General features: G+C 45.6%; 18 protein-coding genes and 1 riboswitch. Of the genes, 2 read left to right on the top strand and 16 right to left on the bottom strand.

Features of this window, described 5'->3' with window-relative positions; genetic code table 11:
- Nucleotides 1-2 precede the first annotated feature (2 nt).
- From F3J22_RS13015 to F3J22_RS13000, 4 genes are all read right to left on the bottom strand, one after another.
- Nucleotides 3-878 carry an SdpI family protein gene (locus F3J22_RS13015; protein WP_167017784.1) on the bottom strand — a complete coding sequence of 292 codons (876 nt, stop codon included), beginning with the start codon at nt 876-878 and terminating at the stop codon, nt 3-5.
- Nucleotides 865-1,167, bottom strand: coding sequence for an autorepressor SdpR family transcription factor (locus F3J22_RS13010; protein ID WP_167017781.1), 303 nt, complete (start codon nt 1,165-1,167; stop codon nt 865-867). Before F3J22_RS13010 ends, F3J22_RS13015 begins: the two co-directional genes overlap by 14 nt.
- 136 nt (nt 1,168-1,303) lie before the next feature.
- A complete protein-coding gene (locus tag F3J22_RS13005; protein ID WP_167017780.1) occupies nt 1,304-2,224 on the bottom strand; it encodes a hypothetical protein in 921 nt (306 codons plus the stop codon).
- 152 nt (nt 2,225-2,376) lie between these two features.
- Nucleotides 2,377-4,743: a TonB-dependent receptor gene (locus F3J22_RS13000; RefSeq protein ID WP_167017778.1), complete on the bottom strand. Its 2,367-nt coding sequence runs from the start codon at nt 4,741-4,743 to the stop codon at nt 2,377-2,379.
- Nucleotides 4,744-5,101: 358 nt separating this feature from the next.
- Between F3J22_RS13000 and budA the strand changes: the two genes are divergently transcribed.
- On the top strand, nt 5,102-5,890 hold the full coding sequence (gene budA / locus F3J22_RS12995; protein WP_167017775.1) for an acetolactate decarboxylase: 789 nt from the start codon (nt 5,102-5,104) through the stop codon (nt 5,888-5,890).
- Between the two features lie 14 nt (nt 5,891-5,904).
- Here the strand turns inward: budA and F3J22_RS12990 are convergent, their stop codons facing one another.
- From F3J22_RS12990 to F3J22_RS12935, 12 genes are all read right to left on the bottom strand, one after another.
- Complete coding sequence (locus F3J22_RS12990) at nt 5,905-6,378, bottom strand: MarR family winged helix-turn-helix transcriptional regulator (RefSeq protein ID WP_167017773.1); 474 nt, start codon at nt 6,376-6,378, stop codon at nt 5,905-5,907.
- A gap of 11 nt (nt 6,379-6,389) precedes the next feature.
- A complete protein-coding gene (locus F3J22_RS12985) occupies nt 6,390-6,881 on the bottom strand; it encodes a GNAT family N-acetyltransferase (protein ID WP_167017771.1) in 492 nt (163 codons plus the stop codon).
- 467 nt (nt 6,882-7,348) lie between these two features.
- On the bottom strand, nt 7,349-7,918 hold the full coding sequence (locus tag F3J22_RS12980; protein WP_167017768.1) for a pentapeptide repeat-containing protein: 570 nt from the start codon (nt 7,916-7,918) through the stop codon (nt 7,349-7,351).
- A gap of 54 nt (nt 7,919-7,972) precedes the next feature.
- Nucleotides 7,973-8,953, bottom strand: a complete 981-nt coding sequence (locus F3J22_RS12975; protein WP_167017766.1) for a hypothetical protein — start codon at nt 8,951-8,953, stop codon at nt 7,973-7,975.
- Nucleotide 8,954: 1 nt separating this feature from the next.
- Complete coding sequence (locus F3J22_RS12970; protein WP_167017764.1) at nt 8,955-10,391, bottom strand: MBOAT family protein; 1,437 nt, start codon at nt 10,389-10,391, stop codon at nt 8,955-8,957.
- A gap of 229 nt (nt 10,392-10,620) precedes the next feature.
- Nucleotides 10,621-10,941 (bottom strand): GNAT family N-acetyltransferase, encoded by a 321-nt coding sequence (locus F3J22_RS12965; RefSeq protein ID WP_240155046.1) that lies wholly within the window; start codon nt 10,939-10,941, stop codon nt 10,621-10,623.
- A 74-nt stretch (nt 10,942-11,015) separates the two neighbouring features.
- The gene (locus F3J22_RS12960; protein WP_167017762.1) at nt 11,016-11,399 is read right to left on the bottom strand and encodes an acyl-CoA thioesterase; all 384 of its coding nucleotides are present in this window, start codon (nt 11,397-11,399) and stop codon (nt 11,016-11,018) included.
- 33 nt (nt 11,400-11,432) lie between these two features.
- Entirely contained in the window at nt 11,433-13,751 is a 2,319-nt protein-coding gene (gene metE / locus F3J22_RS12955) for a 5-methyltetrahydropteroyltriglutamate--homocysteine S-methyltransferase (protein ID WP_167017760.1), read from the bottom strand.
- Between the two features lie 155 nt (nt 13,752-13,906).
- Nucleotides 13,907-14,098: riboswitch (cobalamin riboswitch) on the bottom strand.
- Nucleotides 14,099-14,249: 151 nt separating this feature from the next.
- Nucleotides 14,250-15,113, bottom strand: coding sequence for a DUF4249 domain-containing protein (locus F3J22_RS12950; protein ID WP_167017758.1), 864 nt, complete (start codon nt 15,111-15,113; stop codon nt 14,250-14,252).
- A gap of 20 nt (nt 15,114-15,133) precedes the next feature.
- The gene (locus F3J22_RS12945; RefSeq protein WP_167017756.1) at nt 15,134-17,515 is read right to left on the bottom strand and encodes a TonB-dependent receptor; all 2,382 of its coding nucleotides are present in this window, start codon (nt 17,513-17,515) and stop codon (nt 15,134-15,136) included.
- A gap of 340 nt (nt 17,516-17,855) precedes the next feature.
- On the bottom strand, nt 17,856-19,127 hold the full coding sequence (locus F3J22_RS12940) for an MFS transporter (protein ID WP_167017755.1): 1,272 nt from the start codon (nt 19,125-19,127) through the stop codon (nt 17,856-17,858).
- A gap of 104 nt (nt 19,128-19,231) precedes the next feature.
- A complete protein-coding gene (locus tag F3J22_RS12935) occupies nt 19,232-19,819 on the bottom strand; it encodes a TetR/AcrR family transcriptional regulator (protein ID WP_167017754.1) in 588 nt (195 codons plus the stop codon).
- 84 nt (nt 19,820-19,903) lie between these two features.
- On the opposite strand from F3J22_RS12935, the gene F3J22_RS12930 reads away from it, so the two are divergent.
- On the top strand, nt 19,904-20,497 hold the full coding sequence (locus F3J22_RS12930; protein ID WP_167017753.1) for a GNAT family N-acetyltransferase: 594 nt from the start codon (nt 19,904-19,906) through the stop codon (nt 20,495-20,497).
- Nucleotides 20,498-20,535: the final 38 nt, after the last annotated feature.

The raw sequence follows: 20,535 nt of genomic DNA, 5'->3' as shown, positions 1-20,535 counted from the left end.
AATCAGGAATTAACTTGTTGACGATAGAGGTACCAGGAATAAAATACGGGGATCAAAGTAGTAATCAGTACAATGGAAATAAATAGATATTTCGTACTGGAGGCCGCCAGAAACAGCGATAGTACAAAGCCGGTAAGTCCGCCGGCAAACAACAATACACCGCCCAGGTGATGCGTTTTACGCCAAACCACCTCACTGCTGAATGTCCAGGGGGTGCGAATCCCCAGCATACTGTTGGGCTTCACACTATACAGCAGATTACCCATCACCGCCAGGAATACCAGCATCAGCTGCGGTATCAGCTTTTCAATATTAAAAAGATCAGGCGCGAAGATGGCGCATAAAGGTCCTGCAGACATGACCACATGTGAACCCACCCATAGTATATTGTAATATTTATAATGGATCGCAGTATTGGAAATACTGCGCTGGCCTATCTTAAATACCGCAAACACCAATGCATTTGCCAGTAAAAGCACGATGCCAACCATCCAGTAATTACTTTTTTCACCAGTACCATGCGGTATAATGTTGGCCGCCCTCAGCATTTCTAAAACAGGGATAGCCGCCAGCAGTGACAGTACTGCTATTTTGATCCCGTATTTAGCGCGGAAGAACTGTGGTAAACTAATCAGCTGCGTATACATACCGCGTTGCAAAAAGGTGAACAATGCCCATAACAACAGCATCGCAGGAAAAATCGATAACAGATTGGTCAGCGGCGCCGAATAACGGTCTACCACCAGTCCATGACTGGTAAAGCTGTAATGCGCAGGTATTTTCGGGGGCAACGATGGTGCAAGCCAGAGATATACCAGGAAAGGCGTAGCCATGATCAGCAGGGAAAGCCATTCGCTTCTCCATTTATTTCCCTTCATATTTTACCTTTTTTGCTGGTTTGAAAGAAAAGGAACTGTCCGAAAACTGCATCATCCACTTGAGTAATTCATCCATCACTGTTGTATTCAGCGAATACGTGATAAACTGCCCCTTCTTCTCACTCGTGATCAACTCTGCCTGCTTCAGCAAATCCAGGTGATGGGAAATCGTAGGCCTGGAAAAATCGAAATGGTCCGCAATCTCGCCTGCGGTGAGGTCTCCCTGCTTCAGCAGGGCTAATATGTCGCGGCGCGTCTGGTCATTCAGCGCCTTAAAAATGTTGTTCATAAAAAAGATATTTAGACAACTATCTAAACACTAATTTAGACATTTATCTAAATATCTAAAAATATTTTTTTGTTGAAATAGATTCAAAAAGCTAACATATTATTAATCAATTCGCAGGGAAAAACTTAATTTCTACCTATGATGGTTGATAGCGTGCGGAAGAGGCATGCCACCTGTAATTGCCTTTAAACATCAGCTTTAACTCATTGATATAGATTTTATAACTATCGTTATAATGCCCAAAATCAGGTGCTGTTTCTTCCAAAGCCAAAAACTTGCTGACATCCGCCGCATGGATTTGCTCCGCAATAAAATAGGCTTCTTCAAGACTACAATTCCGTTCTCTTAATATGACGATGACAAGATTCATCAGCTGGCCACTTTCCAATTCTTTTGCCGCTGAAAAATAATCATTACACCAGGCAATGATACGTGCAGCTACCTGCCTTATCTGCCGCGTGTGCGGGTGAGAAATGATTTGATAAGGCAGTAATTCCGGCAGGTACAATTCTACGAGATCCTGGAAAATATACATCCCAATGAGATGCTCCCGTATAAAGAGGTAATGATCAATTGTCGGACACGCCTTTTTGTCCATAAAATATCGTTCCGTTATAATGCCATCATAGAAATAGGAAAGACCGTTGTTCCATCGCTGCAGCCATTCAACAGTTACCAGATTTTGCATGCTATTCCTGAACAATAAAAATTCCTGGTAAATCCCTGCCGGGTCATGGCTTACATCATGGCCTGCCATAATGGACTCACTTTTAAATAAATACGGCCTGAGTGCCGCCACACTCAATTCGTCTGTTATATCATCATGAATAAATAACAGCACCACTAACCTCGCCCCTATCAAAAGTGTTTCCCATGGCGCATTTGGATAAAAACAGGACGTGATCATACCAAAGCTGCAGCGTTTATAATATGCTTTCTTTTCGCTGTCAAGAAATTTATAATTGTCAATCCACTCGGCGACAACAGCTTCCAGCCTCGCTTCATTAGGGTTCGACCTTTCCTCAAATGGATAGTGTAAAGATGGGTAATCTTGCATGGCTTACTTCAAATTTTAAATTCCATACAAAATAGCATGCCTTACCGCAGCAATAACGGCATTACACTTCCCTTCTTCCCCACAAACGGCAGGAGCGCGTCTGTATAACAGACACGCTCCTGCAATTCAAAGATATTTAAGAATAACTGGTATTAGAATTTCAATGCAAAGGTACCCAGGAACCTTGCCGGAGGCTGCGGCGTAAGCCTTACCGACCATGCCTGCTCACTGGTAAGATTATCTACCTTAACGCCTACCCTGAATTTAGGCTGCTCATAGAAGATAGACGCATCTAACATTACATAGCTCGGAATAGTTATCTGCACTTTCTGTGTATTGGTCTGGTAAGACATGCTCCCCGCATTTCCTCCAAAGCCAAGGCCAAGGCCATTCAGCTTACCTTTGGTCAGGCGGTAGCTTACCCAGAAATTCCACATATTAGCCGGGCCAGACAATGCAGGACGCAGCCCTTGCACAGTGGAATCAGCTTTCGTGTATTTACTGTCGTTATAAGCGTAACCAGCCACGATGTTCAGTCCTGCAACGGGATTGGCGGTAACTTCGGCCTCAACGCCTTTGCTACGTTGTGTTCCATCCTGTATCTGGTAGTTGACATCATTAGGGTCTGTACGCAGTACATTCTTCACCTGGATATCATATACGCTCACGGTACCCACCAGCTTGTGGTCCCATACATCCGCCTTCACACCGTATTCCAGCTGGTTGCCCTGTTCCGGTTTAAAGCTATTGCCCTGTGCATCGGAACCCGCTTTGTTGAAAAAGCCGTTCATATAGTTACCGAACACGGATACACGATCTTTTACCACTTCATACACCAGGCCCAGCTTTGGAGACAGGGATGTCTGGTTGTAGTTGCCGGTAGTAACACCTTTCGCGATATTATAAACACCCTGGTTACGGTAATGGTCTACACGCAAACTCACCATGGCCATCAGCCTGTCCGTAAAATTGAACACATCGGAGAAATAAGCCGCATAGCTGTTATCGCCGTTATTCTCTGCACGTGGCGTACCGGTAGGCAATAAGGAATCAATCTGGTAACTGTATACCTTATACGCTGTGCCGGGATGAATGAAGTTGACGGTAGGGCCATTCACTGCAATCCTGTCGAAGGAGTTGGAGTTGTTGTAATAGTCCAGCCCCAGTACCAGGCGGTTACGGAAATTACCTATTTTGAAGTCGCCGATAAAGTTCTGCTGGATATCAGTTGCAATAAAGGCGGTATAACCTTTCATGACATTGGCACGCAGCGTAGAGTCGGTGCGGCCGTTAAGCGCTGTAATATAGCCATTTATAGAGGACCTGGCACGGGAAACAATCGTTTGTGATGTCCAGTGTTCTGATATTTTATAATTCACCTGTGCAAAGATGTTCAGCATTTGTGTATTGTAGGCAATATCATTGCTGAGGAACATTTTGTTGTAAGGGAATCCCATAGTGGCAATGGAGATATTTTTCGTACCACCGGTATAAGGATTAAAACGTACTACAGACGTACCTTTTGCCTGTCCGAATTCTACATCCAGTAATAAAGACAAACGGTCATTGATCTGGTAAGAGAAGCTTGGAGCAAGACTCAGACTTTTGGTAAAGCCCATATCCTGGAAGCTCTGTTCAAAGGTAGTGGCGCCATTTACACGGAACAACATGGTCTTTTCTTTATTCACCGGCGTGTTCACGTCTAAGGTTAAACGATTGAAGTTCCAGCTGCCGCCGGTATAGGCCACCTCTCCACCGAAGCCGTTGTATGGCTTCTTGGTTACGCGATTATACAATCCGCCATAGCTGCTGGAAACGTTGGTACCAAACAAGGTAGCGGAAGGCCCCTTGATCGCTTCAATTCTTTCGAGGTTGGCATTGTCGATAGACGAAAATGCCTGCCCGGCTACCCCATTGCGGGCATTAGGTTCTGTTTCGAAGCCACGGGAGCGGAAAGTAACCCTTCCCTGGTTTGCAATCATCGGGATACCGGCGCCAGGAACGTTTTTAGATACGCTTCCCAGGTCTACCGCCATCTGTTGCTGAATCAGTTCCTTCGGAACAATATTATATACCTGCGGATTTTCGAGGTTTTTTAAAGGAAGCCTGGAGATATAGTAGCTTTCCTTCTTGGAAAGACCATTCACATTACCGACCACACGCACTTCCTGCAGGGCCTGGATATTCTCTTTAGGCAGCCGGTAGTCTAAAGTTACCGTTTTACCGGTTTCAATATCTACCTGGAAGTCTTTCTCAGCGGCTCCCAGCAGCTGAATACGCAGAATATAGTGACCAGCGGGAACGCCTTCAAATTTATAATGGCCATCATTATCCGTTAAAGTGCCCTTGTCAAGCTGCACAATGGTAACAGATACGAGCTCCAGCGGCTGGCCGGTATTGGAGCTGACCTTACCGGTAAGTACGCCTCCGGCAAAAGTTTTGTCATCAGATTGTGCAAAGGTCAGGACCGGGAAAGATAAAAATAAGAATAGCAGGATATTTCTCAGCAGTGTCGGCATTCATCAAAAATTTCCGCAAAGGTAGCAGCCGGAATTTTCAATCATTTCTCAAATCGGGAAAAATTTGCAGGTGATATTTTTCCCAATTCTGAATAAATTTTAAAGAGAGATAGTTTTCGGATAATCTCCCCATACTGTAAAATGTTAGTGACGATCAGGATACCACACTAAAAAATCGACTGCCAATACACCACAGCACGTACTTAAAACCGCCACAATACGTCGTTCAGCGGTATATTACCGGCCTGCCTCCCCTGCCATTGCACAACAGCGGCTATCTTCATAATTATTTATCATCTTCCCTAAAAAAATCTACCTGAAAAATGCCTAATTTGGCGCTACCCAAAAATTAAGATTCATGAAATACCTGTTTATGTTAGTAATGACGTGTTACCCCAGCTTTGCCTATAGCCAGTCCGAACCACACGAATTACATACCGTAGGCATTGCCATTGGCCTGCTCGGCGGACTCTATGACGGCTTTTATCCTATCGGAGAACTAAAAACCAAAGGAGATTTCGGCATTGGTGCGCCAGACAAAATCAACGGCGAATTACTAATCTTTAACGGAAAGGCCTACCAGACCACCTCCGACGGTAAAACCAGCGAACTCCCGGATAATTACAAAGTACCTTTTGCCATGGTGAATAATTTCCGGCCTACCATACGTATACGTATAAACGAAACCATCAGCAAGCAGGAACTATACCGCCGCCTGGACAGCCTCTTCCCCAATCAGAACGGGATGTACGCCATCCATATCAGCGGTAAGTTTTCGTATGTAAAATCCCGTGCACTGCCACCTGTGGCCACACAGCCACCCTATCCGGATTTCAAAACCTGGTCAAAGCAACAGCAGTTCTTCGAATTCAGGCAGGTCTCCGGCGACCTTGTCGGATACCGGCTGCCGGCTTATATGGATAACACCAATATCTCCGGTTATCATTTTCATTTCCTCTCTGCTGATAAAAAAGGCGGTGGACATATGGTCGACAGTGAATTGTCGAATGTAATCGTGGAACTGGAGCCACTGGAGGGGTATACTGTTAAAATCCCCGATACGAAAGGGTTCCGGCAGTTCAACTTCCAACAGGGATATAACACGGAAGCGAAAAATATAGATGAGATTTACGAAACCAAACACTAATAAAAGCAGCTGCCTCAGGGCAGCTGTTGCTCTCTTTCAAAAAAACTTTTTGTGGCCATTGCTGCCTCTACTTCTCCTATCGCCAGCATCAGGTTGTGTTCTGTAGCTGTCAGTGCTGCCAACGCCTGTTCCATACGATGCCAGATGGGTACCATCCCTGCTACCAGCTCCTGGCCTTTGTCTGTGAGTAATAACAGCCGCTTGCGCTCATCCTGTTTATCTTTTTTGGAACGGATCAGCTTCTGCTTTTCCAGCTCCTTGAGCAGGCTAATGGTAGAAGGATGCGTATAACCTATCTCCTGCGCGATCTCTGTAACACTCATGGTGCCTTTCTTATGTAAACTAAATACTACCGGAAACCATTTCGGCTCAAAGTCGATCCCATGCGCTTTATAGATCTGCTGCCCGTCTTTCCGGAGCTGTTCCGCAACACGCTGCAGCCGCGTTGAAATGGCCAGGATACCTGATTCGTCTATTACGTTCCGCATAGTAATTATTTTTATATAGCAAGATGGTAAAATACATTGTCCGCACTCATCAGGGGGAAATACGAAGGTAAGTCGGCTTTGGCAATTACTTGAAACTGATTGCGTTCATAGAAGCGAATGGCCGCATGCAGGATATTCACCGTGCCAAGATAAAGGTCTTTAATGCCCATTTCCCGGCACCAGGCAATCAGGTGCTCCAGCAGCCGTTGTGCCAGCCCGTATTCCTTGCCGCGGTACTCCTTTTTAACGAACATTTTCCTGATGGCGCCCGCCTCATGCCCGATATTGATCAGGGCAATTGTTCCTGCCAGCGTATCCCCCACATATATCCCCCAGAATCCACCACCCGAACCATGGTAAAAACTGTCGATCTGCTGGAGGTCCGGCTGATCCGCCAGGGTTACATTTACGCCAAATTCCCTGGTCTGTATGGGAATAATAATATCTATTACGGCTGCTGAGGAATCATTATAAACCTTTTCTATCCTGATTTCCGGTAACATAACTATCAATTTTAGTATAAAACTACGTAGTTAACTACATATATCCAAATCAAATAAAAAAACGACCTCGGTGCCAGGTCGTTTAGTAGCTGTAGGAGTAGGAGTCGAACCTACACGAGGCAGTTAGCAGAAGCAAAAAAAGTTAGTGGTTAGCTGTTTACGCTGCTGTTTATCCCGTTTTCCTCACCCCCGAGACAAGGGGGCATGTCTGCCAGTTTCATCACCCCACAATATGTTGTGTGTTTCTCATTCAACAATACAAATATACAACATACCGCCTTTTTATTCCAAATTTTTCAACGATTTTTTCTTTTTTATAGATTTTATCTAACAAAATAAACTTTATGCCTATTAATATCTAAACAGAGACATCTAATAGATAGCTTACTTAGATTTTATTTATCCGGAGACACCCTGCCACATGAAGCGCGAAACCAGGTATAATACTGTGATAAACAGCTAGCGTATTACTCAATGGTAATATCATACTTCATGAGCAAACCTGCCACATCTGCCAGGGAAAACTTAGCTTTCTTGATCTTATTGCGCTCAGGATCAATAATATAACCCGTCGCCTTCCGCAAGTCTGCTTTTTCGAGGTTGGTATTATCAAAGGTGGCACCAATAAGGTCACAGTCCTGTAATACAGCCTGGCTCAGGTCCGCCAGTGTAAAGTCGACCTCGCGTAAGATGGTGTTTTTACATTGGAGCTTCTTCAGGTTGCGGTTATAAAAAGAGGCATGTTGCAGATTACAGCCATCGAAACTCACTTCAAAACCAAAGTCGTTGCAGGTATCAAAATGAAGTCCCAGCATCTTACAACCCACAAAACGTACGTCCCGCATGGCTGTCTTATTCAGCTGTACCATACTCAGGTTACAATCGCTAAATGCGCACTCCACAAAAATGCATCCTGCAAAACTGACGTTGGAAAAATCACAATGCAGAAATTTACAGTTTTCATATTCACCTGCCGGAAATCCATTCGTTGCAAAGTCTTGCTGCTTAAAGGTTTCATCTGTAAATAACCTATCCATACCGTGCTTATTTTTGCAGGCAATGTAAAAATTATTTAGCGGAATGCCATTTTTTTAATGACTGCTATAAGTCAGTTGTGCACCGGGATCGGCTGCTGTAGCCACATACGGACGTATAAGGCTGATCATCTTCTCTGTCCTTAAAATTCTTGTTTTTTTAGTCAGATGATAGTAAGAATCAAAAAATAAACTATCCGGATATACGAAATCTTCCGGCTTGTTGACTACCGGCACTTTCAGGTCGGCGCGTATGGTAGCCTGGTATTGATCGATCACTGCTTTATTGAAAGCATAGGAGGATTGCGCAAATGTCGGGAACAGGAAATACAGCTTCGCTCCTTTTGCACTAATGATCTCATTCGCCTTGTTGATTTTGGCAATACCATCCCAGTAACCTGCCTGCAGCTTCAGCGGCGTTGCTGGCGCCCCGTCAGGACGCAGGTCCAGGTGTGCCACTACATCTCCATAACTATTAAATGCATGACGGGAATATACTTTTTCCAGTTCTGCCTTTCTTTCCCGGATCACTACGGGCTTAAAGCGCAACAGCAGCTTATCCCGGTTATAGCATACCTGGTCAAACTTCGCTTCTACCAGGTGTTTGAAAGTCGTATAATAATCCTGCTGATAATAATCAGCTGCCTCCGGCAAAAATTCTCCGGCGGCATAATCCAGGTCGTAGCGACCGCTTTCCAGGAAATATTCTGCCGACAAAAACACTACGTCTCCCGCACGCACGGTATGTTCAAGCTCCTGTAAGATAAAATCCAGTCCGAGTCCGCCATGCAATCCCAGGTTTACCACCGGCTGATGAATGGCATCTTCAACCATTTTGCTATCCAGCCCGAACGCCACATTGGAGCCGCCGGCAAAAATAACACGATGGCCCTTCAAGGCATTCAGCCGGGCATGCTTCACCACAATACCGCCAACATAATCAAACTCGCCAGGCACCGCCAGCGGTGGTCCCAGCAATAGCAGCAACCCGGTGAAGATTGCCGTAAATAAGAGTATGCGGAGAATAAACGACTTCATATCAGAACTGAAAATAAATGAATTGTTGTTGTTCGGACTTCAGCAGGATAATAACAAACAGCAGCACCAGGTATACCGCCCAGCGTACCGGACGCCCCATCCTTATACTGATGTTAGCCAATGCATAGGGATAGGCCCTTCCCTGCCATTCTACCAGCATAAACAATGCTACCAGCAGCAACATCGTCATCGGGAATATGACAGGCTTCTGCAACAGGCTCAGCGAAAATATCTCCCGCAGGTAGGCAAATGCATGTCCTGCATTTTCTGCCCTGAAAAATACCCAGGCCAGTGTTACCAGCAGAAATGTGGATAGCATTTGCAATCCTTCTTTCAGAGAAGGTAATATCCGCCCCTGTGCCACTATTTCCATATTTTTCCTGTTACGGTCAGATAAAAGCAATGGCAGGAAATACACTGCATGAATCGCCCCCCAGATGATAAATGTCCAGTTGGCGCCATGCCAGAACCCACTCAGCAAAAAGATGACAAAGGTATTTCGCACTGCCTTGAAACGTCCTTCCCTGCTACCTCCCAGCGGTATATACACATAATCCTTAAACCAGGATGACAGCGAAATATGCCAGCGGCGCCAGAACTCAGCAATGTCGCGGGAGAAATAGGGATAGGCAAAATTGCGCAGCAACTCAAAACCAAACAGCCGCGCTATGCCCAAAGCCATATCAGAGTAACCCGAGAAATCGCCATAGATCTGAAACGCAAACAGTACCGCCCCTGTCAGCAACGTGCTGCCATTATAATCGGCGGAATGATTAAATATCTGGTTGGCATAAAAGGCACAGCCATCTGCGATAACCATTTTTTTAAGCAGGCCCCAAAGTATTTGCCGCAGGCCATCGGCGGCCTTGCTGCTATCAAATACCCGTGTCCGCTCTATTTGCGGAAGCAGATGCGTGGCACGTTCTATAGGCCCCGCTACCAGCAAGGGAAAGAAGCTGACAAACAACGCGTAGTTGACAAAATTCCTTGTAGGGGTTACTTTTCCGTAATACACGTCTATCACGTAAGACAAGCCATGGAAGGTATAAAAAGAGATCCCTACCGGCAGTATGATACGCAGCGTCCAGAGATGCGGCTGAAAACCACCCGCATGCAGGAGGTCCGCAAAGGAAGCCACAAAGAAATTATAGTATTTGAAAAAGAATAGGAATCCTAAGTTTATACCGATACTTGCCGTCAGCCATATCTTTTTCTTCCGGGTACCCACTGCCTGGTGTATCATTATCCCGGAAGTATAGTCCAGCAAAATAGAAAAGAACAGCAGGAACAGGAAACGGTAGTCCCACATGCCATAAAAGACAAAACTCGCTGCCAGCAATATTAAATTCTGAACCATCAGCGAACCTCGCGCCGCAAACCAATAGAGCAGGAAAACAATTGGCAGAAATAATGCAAACTCGAATGAGTTGAAAACCATAAACAGTATAGGGGTTTACCGCAGTCTAAAGTTGGATGTATTACAGGTTCCGAAAGTAGCGCTTTCACCCGATAAATCAAAGCCGGCAACAATGGTAAAACAGCCATCAATGGGTGAAACGCAATACCCATCCCTAAAAACAGAAGATAATCATTCTACAACAAATAATAAATATTTATAAATTATAAACAAATATTTATGTATGAAAATAATTATCAGAAACCGGAGGTTAATGATGGAAAGTACGGTCGAGCTGTACCCTGTATTCCGTGTGCTTTTTTAAGAAGCTGGCCACAAAGGGGCAGTATACCATCACTGGCTTATTGAGAGACTTCGCATAATCGAAGGCAGCACGGGCTAACAAGGTGGCAATACCCTTACCGGTTAGGCCTGCAGGCACGGTGGTATGCATGAAGGCTATATCTTCCTTATAAAACCGGTATGTGAGGATCGCCTTCTCCCCACCTTCGCTGATCTCGAACTGCAGCTCCTTCGTATTGTTGACAATATTGTAATTAGTACCAGACATATATCCGATAACAACTGGCAATTAATGGTTGTTTTAAGAAAAAAATCCCGCCTCTGCAGTAGAGACGGGATGGCAAGAAAATTAAAACGCTAACATCAGAGCACGCTCACAGGACGTTTCTCATCGTCGATGGCTACAAACGTAAATGTTCCGTTGATAGCCATTTCCCGGGCATCAGAGTACATCTCTTCCGTGTAAATCTCCACCGTTACTTTCATACTGGTGTTACCCACTTTCGATACGCGACCAATGAGTTCAATGATTCTGCCCGCAGGAATTGGTTTGTTAAAATCAATTTTATCTGAAGATACAGTTACTACTTTTTTCCGCGTAAATCGCGTGGCAGTAATGAAAGCCACTTCATCCATCAGATACATGGCCGTACCACCAAACATCGTATCGTAGTGATTGGTACTATCGGGAAATATCGCTTTGAAGATATGTGTTTCCGATGCCTGTATGCGTTCTTCTATCGTCATTGTAAAATATTTTCAATTTTTTACCATATTGGATCAGGCAGGAACCTTATTGCGCAGGGTTTTAGCAGCTGCTACCATGGCAGCCACTGCAGCTTTGGTTTCCGGCCAGTCCCTGGTTTTGAGGCCGCAATCAGGATTTACCCATAACTGCTCAGCAGGAATCACTGCCATGGCCTGCTCCATCAGGTTTACCATTTCTTCTTCCGAAGGAATGCGTGGTGAGTGAATATCATAAACACCCGGGCCAATATCGTTAGGATATTTGAAACTAGCAAAACCTTCCAGTAACTCGGACTGCGAACGCGATGTTTCTATCGTGATCACATCCGCGTCCAGTGCGGCGATGCTTTCAAAAATATCGTTGAATTCTGCATAACACATATGCGTATGTATCTGCGTGGTATCTGCCACACCGGAAGCTGCTACCTTAAATGCGCGTACGGCACCATCCAGATAAGCTTCCCGGTTTTCCTTGCGCAGCGGCAAACCTTCTCTCAAGGCCGGCTCATCTATCTGAATCACTTTAATACCGGCTGCTTCCAGGTCTTTCACCTCATCCCGGATTGCCAGGGCAATTTGCAGGCAGGTAGCCGCTCTTGGCTGGTCGTTCCGGACAAAGCTCCATTGCAGAATAGTAACGGGGCCTGTCAGCATACCTTTCACCGGCAACGAAGTCAGGGATTGTGCATATTGTGTATAGTAAACAGTCATGGCTTCCTTGCGCTCCACATCACCGAAAATAACCGGTGGTTTTACGCAACGGCTGCCATAGCTCTGTACCCAGCCATTTTGGGTAAATACAAAGCCCTGTAGCTGTTCTCCGAAATACTCTACCATGTCGTTCCGCTCAAACTCGCCATGTACCAGCACATCCATACCGATAGATTCCTGCCACCGGATAGATGCCGCTGTTTCTTCTTTGATCAGCTGATCATATTCCGCAGCACTTAGTGCTCCTTTCTTCCATTTACTGCGCCAGGAGCGGACAGTAGCTGTTTGCGGAAAACTGCCAATAGTAGTGGTCGGGAACATAGGCAATCCCAGCACCTGCTGCTGTGCTTTCTTACGTACCGGGAAAGCATGCTTTCTTTCTGCATCTGCTGCTGTCACCGCCGCAGCCCTGTCGGTTACTGCTTTGCGGTGGATGAGCGGAGATGTTCTCCGCGATTCCATCGCGGCATCGTTATCTTTCAGCTCCTGTTGCGCATTGACGGTAGGATTTTCTCCCGCCAGAACAGCCAGTGTTTTTACTTCGTCCAGCTTTTGTTTTGCAAATGCCATCCAGTTTTTAATGGTAGCAGGCAGATTTTTTTCGTCTGTTTCCAGGTCGAGATCACAGGGAGTATGCAGCAGGGAGCAGGAAGGCGCCACCAGGAGGCGGTCTTCACCCAGCGCAGCTTTTGCGGTGTTGATCAGCTCCAGGGATTTGCGGAAATCATTCTTCCAGATGTTGCGGCCATCGACTACGCCAAGGGATAAACGCAGTTTTGTTTTGCGTATATCTGTAGCCAGAATATCTTCCAGCTGCATAGAGCAACGTACCAGGTCCAGGTGGAGTGTTTGTACCGGCAGCTTCAGTACGGCTTCCAGGTTGGCGCCATAACATTCGAAGTATGCAGCCAGGATCAGGTGCAGGTGCGGGAATGCCTTATGAATAGCAGCATAGCTGTTTGCAATGGCATCCAGTTCTACTCTGTTTAAATTGAGGGAAAGACAAGGTTCATCGAACTGAATATAATGTGCATCCAGTTCATCGAGCTTCGTGAGTACTTCCAGGTATACCGGCAGCAGGCGGTTCAACAACTGCAACCGGTGAAAGCTCCTGCCCTTTTCCTTACCCAGTAACAGGAAGGAAACAGGCCCCAGTATTACCGGCTTGGTCTGGAAGCCCGCACGTTTGGCTTCGGCGAACTGTGATATAATTTTTTCGGAGAAGAGTGTAAACTGCTGGTTGGGTGTAAATTCAGGAACAATATAATGGTAGTTGGTATCAAACCACTTGGTCATCTCCATGGCAGTAATATCCATGCCATCTTTCTGGTAGCCGCGTGCCATGGCAAACTGCAAATCCAGCTGTGGCAGCTGCTTTTCAACCAGCAAGTCGTGATAACGCGTAGGGATCGCTCCTACCATCAGACAGGTATCCAGCACATGGTCATAGTAAGAAAAATCATTACTGGGGATGATATCTATGCCGGCATCTTTCTGCAGATACCAGTTGTTTAAGCGTATATCCTTAGCCGTTTGTTCCAGCTGAAAGGCGGTGATTTTACCACTCCAGTAAGCTTCATTGGCTTTTTTCAATTCACGGTGGGCGCCCATTCTCGGATAGCCCAGGTTATGCGTAATCATGTGCCCGGTCGGTTTTAAAGTGAATGATGACAGGTGATCATCTTTACTTCAATACCTTCTGCGGGAATAGTGGGCAGGATACCCGGCCTTATCACTGCGTACGTCAGTAATAGCAAGTATACCCGAAAGCTGACCCACTTCAATCCCCGAAAGTATTGTCAACATGCAGAAAAGGCAGGTCTCCTGGCTCGTAGTATCCGTGTCCGTTCTTCTCGTCTTCAGGTGACAATGAACATAAAGCTGGACAGGATTCAGGTAACTACTTACAGTTGCGGGACAGCCGGCGATTTTAACACCGTTCCCTTTTAATGCTGCGTACAACAGCAACCATTTCTGTATCAAACAGTAAAAAAAGATATTATGAGGGCAATTTTAAGAATAAATATCTTTCCAAACAAAATATAAAGAAAAAAAGAACAATCATCTACCTTTACAGCAGAACAAAACAATAAAAAATAAACATAACACGGAATTATTTTCTACACAGGGTAAAATGCTTTATTTAATTTTTCTTTCTCCCCTGCTTACCGCAGATGTACCAAACCAGCCGAGTACCTTTACCTTACCCTTAGGATCGGTATTCTGTATATTCGTAGGCACATTCTCCAGCACCTTCGCAAACAAACCTCCCGCATTCAGCTGCTGATATACCTGCCACAAAAAATCATAACTGTTTTTACTCAGCGCCGATAAACGCACAATGACCGTTTCATTCAGCTTGAAAGGACGGTCATAATCTGTGATACGCTGGGTGAGCGGCAGAATAAAAGGTGTTCCATCTGAAATACCTCCTGCCAGTGAACCATCAATAGACAGCAGGTCTTCCACCCGGTGCAGGGTATCATTCCTGTACGACCTGATCCAGTAATAATCACCTTCTCCGGGAAAGTCTACCGCAAAAAATTTAGCATAGAAGCCTTCTACACCGGATACAGCTTCTTCCTTGGTTTTATGACCAAATAAAATAGAATCAACCGGTGGTACTCTTTTAAGTGAGTCCACCCCTTCCAGTATTTCGTGCTGGTACTCAATATGTATTTTATATACGTGTCCTACATAGCCAATAGGTTTGGCGCTGGCATCGTAGGTATATGCACCGTTGTTAAACGTAAAAGGATAACTACTGCCGGTGGTAAGGTCATTTAAAATGATTTTCGCATCTCTTATAACGGGCGCAGAATCGGGATCGGCATAAGGCACCGACATCGTCATACGTATACTTTGAATCCCCTGCTCCGTGGTAATCCAGGCGTCCACTACGGGAAGCGACTTCCCTTCAGGTACATCCAGGCCAATGTTGTCCTCACAGGCCGTAAAACCTGCCAGCAATACCAGCGATATAAAGCAGATTATTTTTCTCATAGCAAGCAATTTTATAGCTGTCAGAAACTGAAATTATAGGTGATACCAGGAATGATGGTACCGATGATGGAAAGCCTTACGGCTTCTTTTTTTGTCGGGTCGTCCGGATCCTGCCGGAAGTAAACGGTATAGGCATTGCGTCTGGCATAAACATTATAGACAGAGAACACCCATTCCCCTTTCCAGCGGTGTAGCTGCTTTCCACGGAGTGTCAGCGAGAGGTCCAGGCGGTTGTAAGGCGCCAGGCGATAGCCATTGCGCTTGTCCGTACTATTGTAAGGGATATCCCAACCCTGGAATTCAAGGCGGTTATCAGCGAAGGTGGCCGGTGTTCCGGAGGCAAAAACAAAATTACCGGAAACGGATACACGCTTGCTGACCTTATGTGTAGCAGTAACGTTTACATTATGTGTACGGTCGTACCTGTTCAGGAACCATTCACTCAGACTGATACCCGGCGTTCTGCGTTCGGTGCGGGAAAGTGTATAACTGATCCATCCCGTCGTGTTCCCGATGTCTTTCTTTGCAAACAGCTCCAGCCCGTATGCCCGTCCTTTCGATGGCAGCAAATCCGCTTCTATCTGGGGATTTAACTGCAGGTTGGCATTATCGATATAATCTACCTGGTGATCTATCCACTTATAAAATACTTCTGCGGAAAACTCATATTTATCATTCGGCGCATTATAAAAATACCCTGCGGTATACTGGTCAGCTACCATTGGCTGAATATTATTGGTACTTGGCGTCCAGATATCCAGTGGTGTTGGAGAGGCGGTATTGGACAGCTGGTGCATGAACTGCGTTGTTCTGCTATAGGCCAGCTTTACGGCATGTTCGGCCGTAAATGCATAACGCATGGATATACGCGGTTCAAAGTAGAGGTACCTTTTCATGAATGCCCAGTCGCCATAATTTTTTTGTGCAATGAGGCGCTTACGCACGCCGGGCGTGGTGTCTGCATAGTAGTAGGCCGTGCCTGCTCCCAGTAGCTGATAGACAGAAACACGGGCGCCGTATTGTATCCCGAAATGTGTGTCGGGCTTATATTCATGGTCGATGTATACAGCAGATTCCAGTGCGTGCTGATCGGCCAGCTGCTTCACGTTGCGGGTGTCTCCCTGTATACCTACACCAGTGCCGGGTTTTATGGTATAGTAAACACCTTGTGCCCCAAAATGAATGGTATTATGTGCATTTATAAACCAGGTAAACGAAGGCTTCAGCCCATAGTTGATAATGTTGGATGTCCAGTCGTAACCCTGTTCCGGTTCATTCGATGATTTGTTGCTGAGGTTGGTAAAGCGCAGACTATAATCATATTTGCTGTAGTAGGTAGAAAGATTCAGAAAGAGTTTATTATTGAACACATGGTTCCAGCGTAAAGTGGCCGTGGCATTACCCCAGCTCATGTTGATATCATTTCCCAGTCCGAATACATCCCTGCCCAGGTAGCCACTCAGAAAGAGGGTATTATTATCATTGAATTTAAAGTTCGCCTTTGCAGTAAGATCATAAAAGTTCAGTTTGGTATCTTTCATATCCCCTGAGGTAAAGGGTTTCATGAGTACATCAATATACGACCTTCTGGCTGCCACAATAAAAGACGATTTATCTTTTACGATCGGTGCTTCCACAGATAACCGGCTGAAGATATTGCCGATACCACCATTCATATTAAACTGCTGATTATTACCATCCTTCATGCGGATATCGAGTACGGAAGATGTTCTTCCGCCATATGCCGCCGGGAAGCCGCCTTTGATGAGGTCCAGGCTTTTCACCGCATCGGGATTAAATACCGAAAAGAAACCCAGCATATGAGTGGCGTTGTACACAGGCGCTTCATCCAGCAGGATCAGGTTTTCGTCGCTGTTTCCTCCGCGTACATTAAACCCGGAAGCGCCGTCGCCAACAGTTTGCACGCCGGGCAAAGTCTGGATGGCACGCAACACATCTACTTCCCCCAGAAAAGTGGGTAATTTTTTCATCTGCTGAATATCCAGCCGGTTGACGCTGGTGTTGAGTGAGTTGATACTTTTCTCTGCGCTGCTGCCTTTAACGGTAACTTCGTTTAGCTGGCTGCTGGCGGGTTCCAGGCTAACATCCAGTTTGGCATGCTGCTGCAGGTGTACGGTTGTTTTAAAAGTATTGTAACCAATATAACTGAATTGCAATTCCTGATCGCCGGCAGGCAATGTCAGGGAATAAAAACCATATTGATTGGTAACGGTACCGATGCTGGTACCTGGTTTTCCAATAGATATGCCTATCAGCGTCTCTCCGTTCTTTTTATCTCTTACGTATCCACTGACGGTATATCTGGCCTGTTGTGCGTATATGGAGGGTATCTCCAGCAGCAGACATAGCACAGACATATACATGCTCGCCTTCTTTTTCATAAAATTTTAATGCCCCGGTTTTAAAATAAAGATGGTTCCTGGATTCCGTAACAACGCATATACGACGATGACGAGTGCCCCTGTTCAGAATATATTTTTGCACATTGTTACTGCATTCCCGACAAAACTGTTACACAGAAACTGCATTAATAAGCAGCAGATTTTTATGCCCGTAGGCATCAAGAATGATGCCAGCGAAATGCCCGCCAACGGCGGGCTTCGCTATATAACCCGTGTGATTACACGTAAGTGTCAGGCGCTTTAAATTTGTATTAATAATTAAAAAAGGCAGCTCCGGAAATTGTCCGGAGCTGCCTTTAAAAAAGACGCGTGTTAAATATTAAGCGATTTCCGAAATAGCTTCCGGCGATACAGGAGGTTGTTCGGACCTGGCCTGCTTAGCCTTCACCATTTTACTTACCCTGCCTAACAGTACAATACTGACCAGACTAAAACCAACGACCACCCAGCCAACGGTATCATAGTGCTCTAGTGGCGAAAAGTTATCTTTTCGTGTTACGATCCATCCGGTCAATACAGCGGCTACACCACCGGCAATCTGTTGCAGCGATGCGTTGATACTCATAAACGCACCTCTGTCTTCCATGACAGGAATAGCCGTTACCATGGTGGTGGCAGGTACCATACGTGCAAGGATACCACCCAGCATCAGTATGTTGATGATAATCAGTACCCACAAAGGTTGTGGGTTGATATTAGTGTAGATAACCACCATTACCATCAGCCAGCAGGCGGCAACGGTGTACAGTCCGAATTTATCTACCCGGTCGCTCAGTTTACCTATCAGCGGCATAATTACCAGCGATGCACAACCGGAAGCCGTAAACAGTATCGGCAATTGCTCCTGTGTTACATGCAGATTGTTGATCGCATAGGTACTTCCGAATGGCATCATCATAAAGCCACCGATAGATAACAACGCAGTAGCAGTAAAGGCTATACGATAATCCTTTTTCTTTACGGTGTTTAACAGGTGTTGTACAATAGACCTGTCGTGCTGCAATTTCAGGTGTGCCGTTACAGGAGGCAACTTGAATACAATCATACCCATTATAATCGCAGCCAGTATCACCACCATAAAGAAAGGTGATTCCCAGCCCCAGCGGTTAGCGATATATAAACTAACAGGAATACCTAATACCTGGCTGGCACCAAAACCCATCTGGGCAAAGCCTATCACGCGGCCACGCTGCTCCAGCGGAAACAGGTCCGTCACAATAGCCATGGAAATAGAACCTATTACGCCACCAAAAATACCGGTGATGGTACGCGATGCCACCAACATGGGATAATTTGTAGAAAGGCCGCAGCATAATGTGCCCAACATAAAGCCGGCATAAAAGAATATCAGCAGTTTCTTACGGTCAAACTTATCTGCAAAGCCCGCCGTGAGCAGGCCGGAAGCACCGGCACTGAAGGCGTAGGCCGCCACTACAATCCCGAAATGATCAGGCTTTATCTGCATGGATTTCATCAGCATATCTCCCAATGGCGACAATACCATGAAATCTAAAACTACGGTGAACTGAGTAAGGGCTAACATTAATACGATGAGCTTCTGCTCACCACTAAAGGGGATTTCTCTTTTCATATACAACTATTAATAAGCAAGCATTCATTTATAGAATACAAAAAATAGATACAGTTTCCGGCGGATTTTAAAAGAAGCGGTTACATAACGAAAGGTTTTGTATGTTATTTAAAAGATTTTATGACGCGATCAAAAGCTTCTCTCAATATGTCATCAGTAAGCTGGAATGGGCGCCTGTCAAAGCTCTTGCCTTGCTGATGAAAACGAATAAGGGTATACAGCGGCGCAAATGCCACAGACCAGTATACTTCCAGCGACATACGGGTCAGCTCTCCCCTTTCATATGCCTTAGACATAAATGCAGCGGAATACTCCTTCATCTGGTTATTGATCTGTACCTGCTGGATGTTGCCTATATCTGTATTACGCATACGTTCCATAAAACAGTTCAGTAACGGCTCCTTCAGGCAGTAGCTGGCCCTGTTCTTCCACTGCTTCCATAACCCTTCCTCAAAACTGGCTTCCGGGTCAAAATCATGAAAAATCGCCTGCACCATGCCATCACTCGCCTCAGATACAATATTCGCAATCAGGTCGTCCTTGTCTTTGTAATAGATATAGATCGTTGCCGGTGATACCCCCGCCGCCTTCGCCAGCCGGTTTATCCCGAAGTTTTCATACCCCTCCTTCGCTATCATTTCAATAGCTTTCTCCTTGATCCGCTGAATTTTATCTTCATCTCTATATCGCATGACGCAAAAATAAGTAAGCGATCGCTTATTTTAAAATTATTTTTTTAGAGAGATAGGATAAAGAAGCCCATAATTTTGCAGCATATGAATAATAACACCCCCACTATCCATACAGAACGACTGATACTCAGGCGGTTTACTGAAAATGATGTGGTAGCTTTCCGGGACCTCATGAATGATCCGGCGGTAAATACCTTCATTCCGGTATTTCCGTTTGAAACATTGACCGCAGCACAGGACTACCTCCGGGAGTATTACCTGAAAACCTACGACGCTCCCCTGGGCTTCCGGTATGCCATATGTTTGAAAGAAAATGACACCCCTATAGGGTATGTCAATGTAAGTCCGGACGACAGCCACGATTTTGGCTATGCCTTACAACAGTCCTGGTGGCATAAAGGCATTGTTACAGAAGCAGCAAAGGCCGTGGTGGAAGCTATCCGCAAGAGCGGCATCCCCTACCTTACCGCCACGCATGATGTCAGCAATCCCAGGAGCGGCAACGTCATGAAAAATCTCGGCATGAAGTATTGCTATTCCTACGAGGAACAGTGGCAACCTAAGAATAAGCTGGTCATCTTCCGGATGTACCAGCTAAACTTAGACGAAAATTCCGATTTTGTCTATCAGCAATACTGGCTAAAATACCCGCATCATTTTGTGGAAGAAAACGTGTAATAAAAAAGCCGCCTCAAGGTTGGCTTTGAGACAGCTTA

The sequence above is a fragment of the Chitinophaga sp. Cy-1792 genome (assembly GCF_011752935.1).
In the GTDB taxonomy this organism is placed as follows: Bacteria; Bacteroidota; Bacteroidia; order Chitinophagales; family Chitinophagaceae; genus Chitinophaga.
Note: the sequence above shows the minus strand (reverse complement) of the source record. Positions and strands in the feature narration are given on the sequence as shown.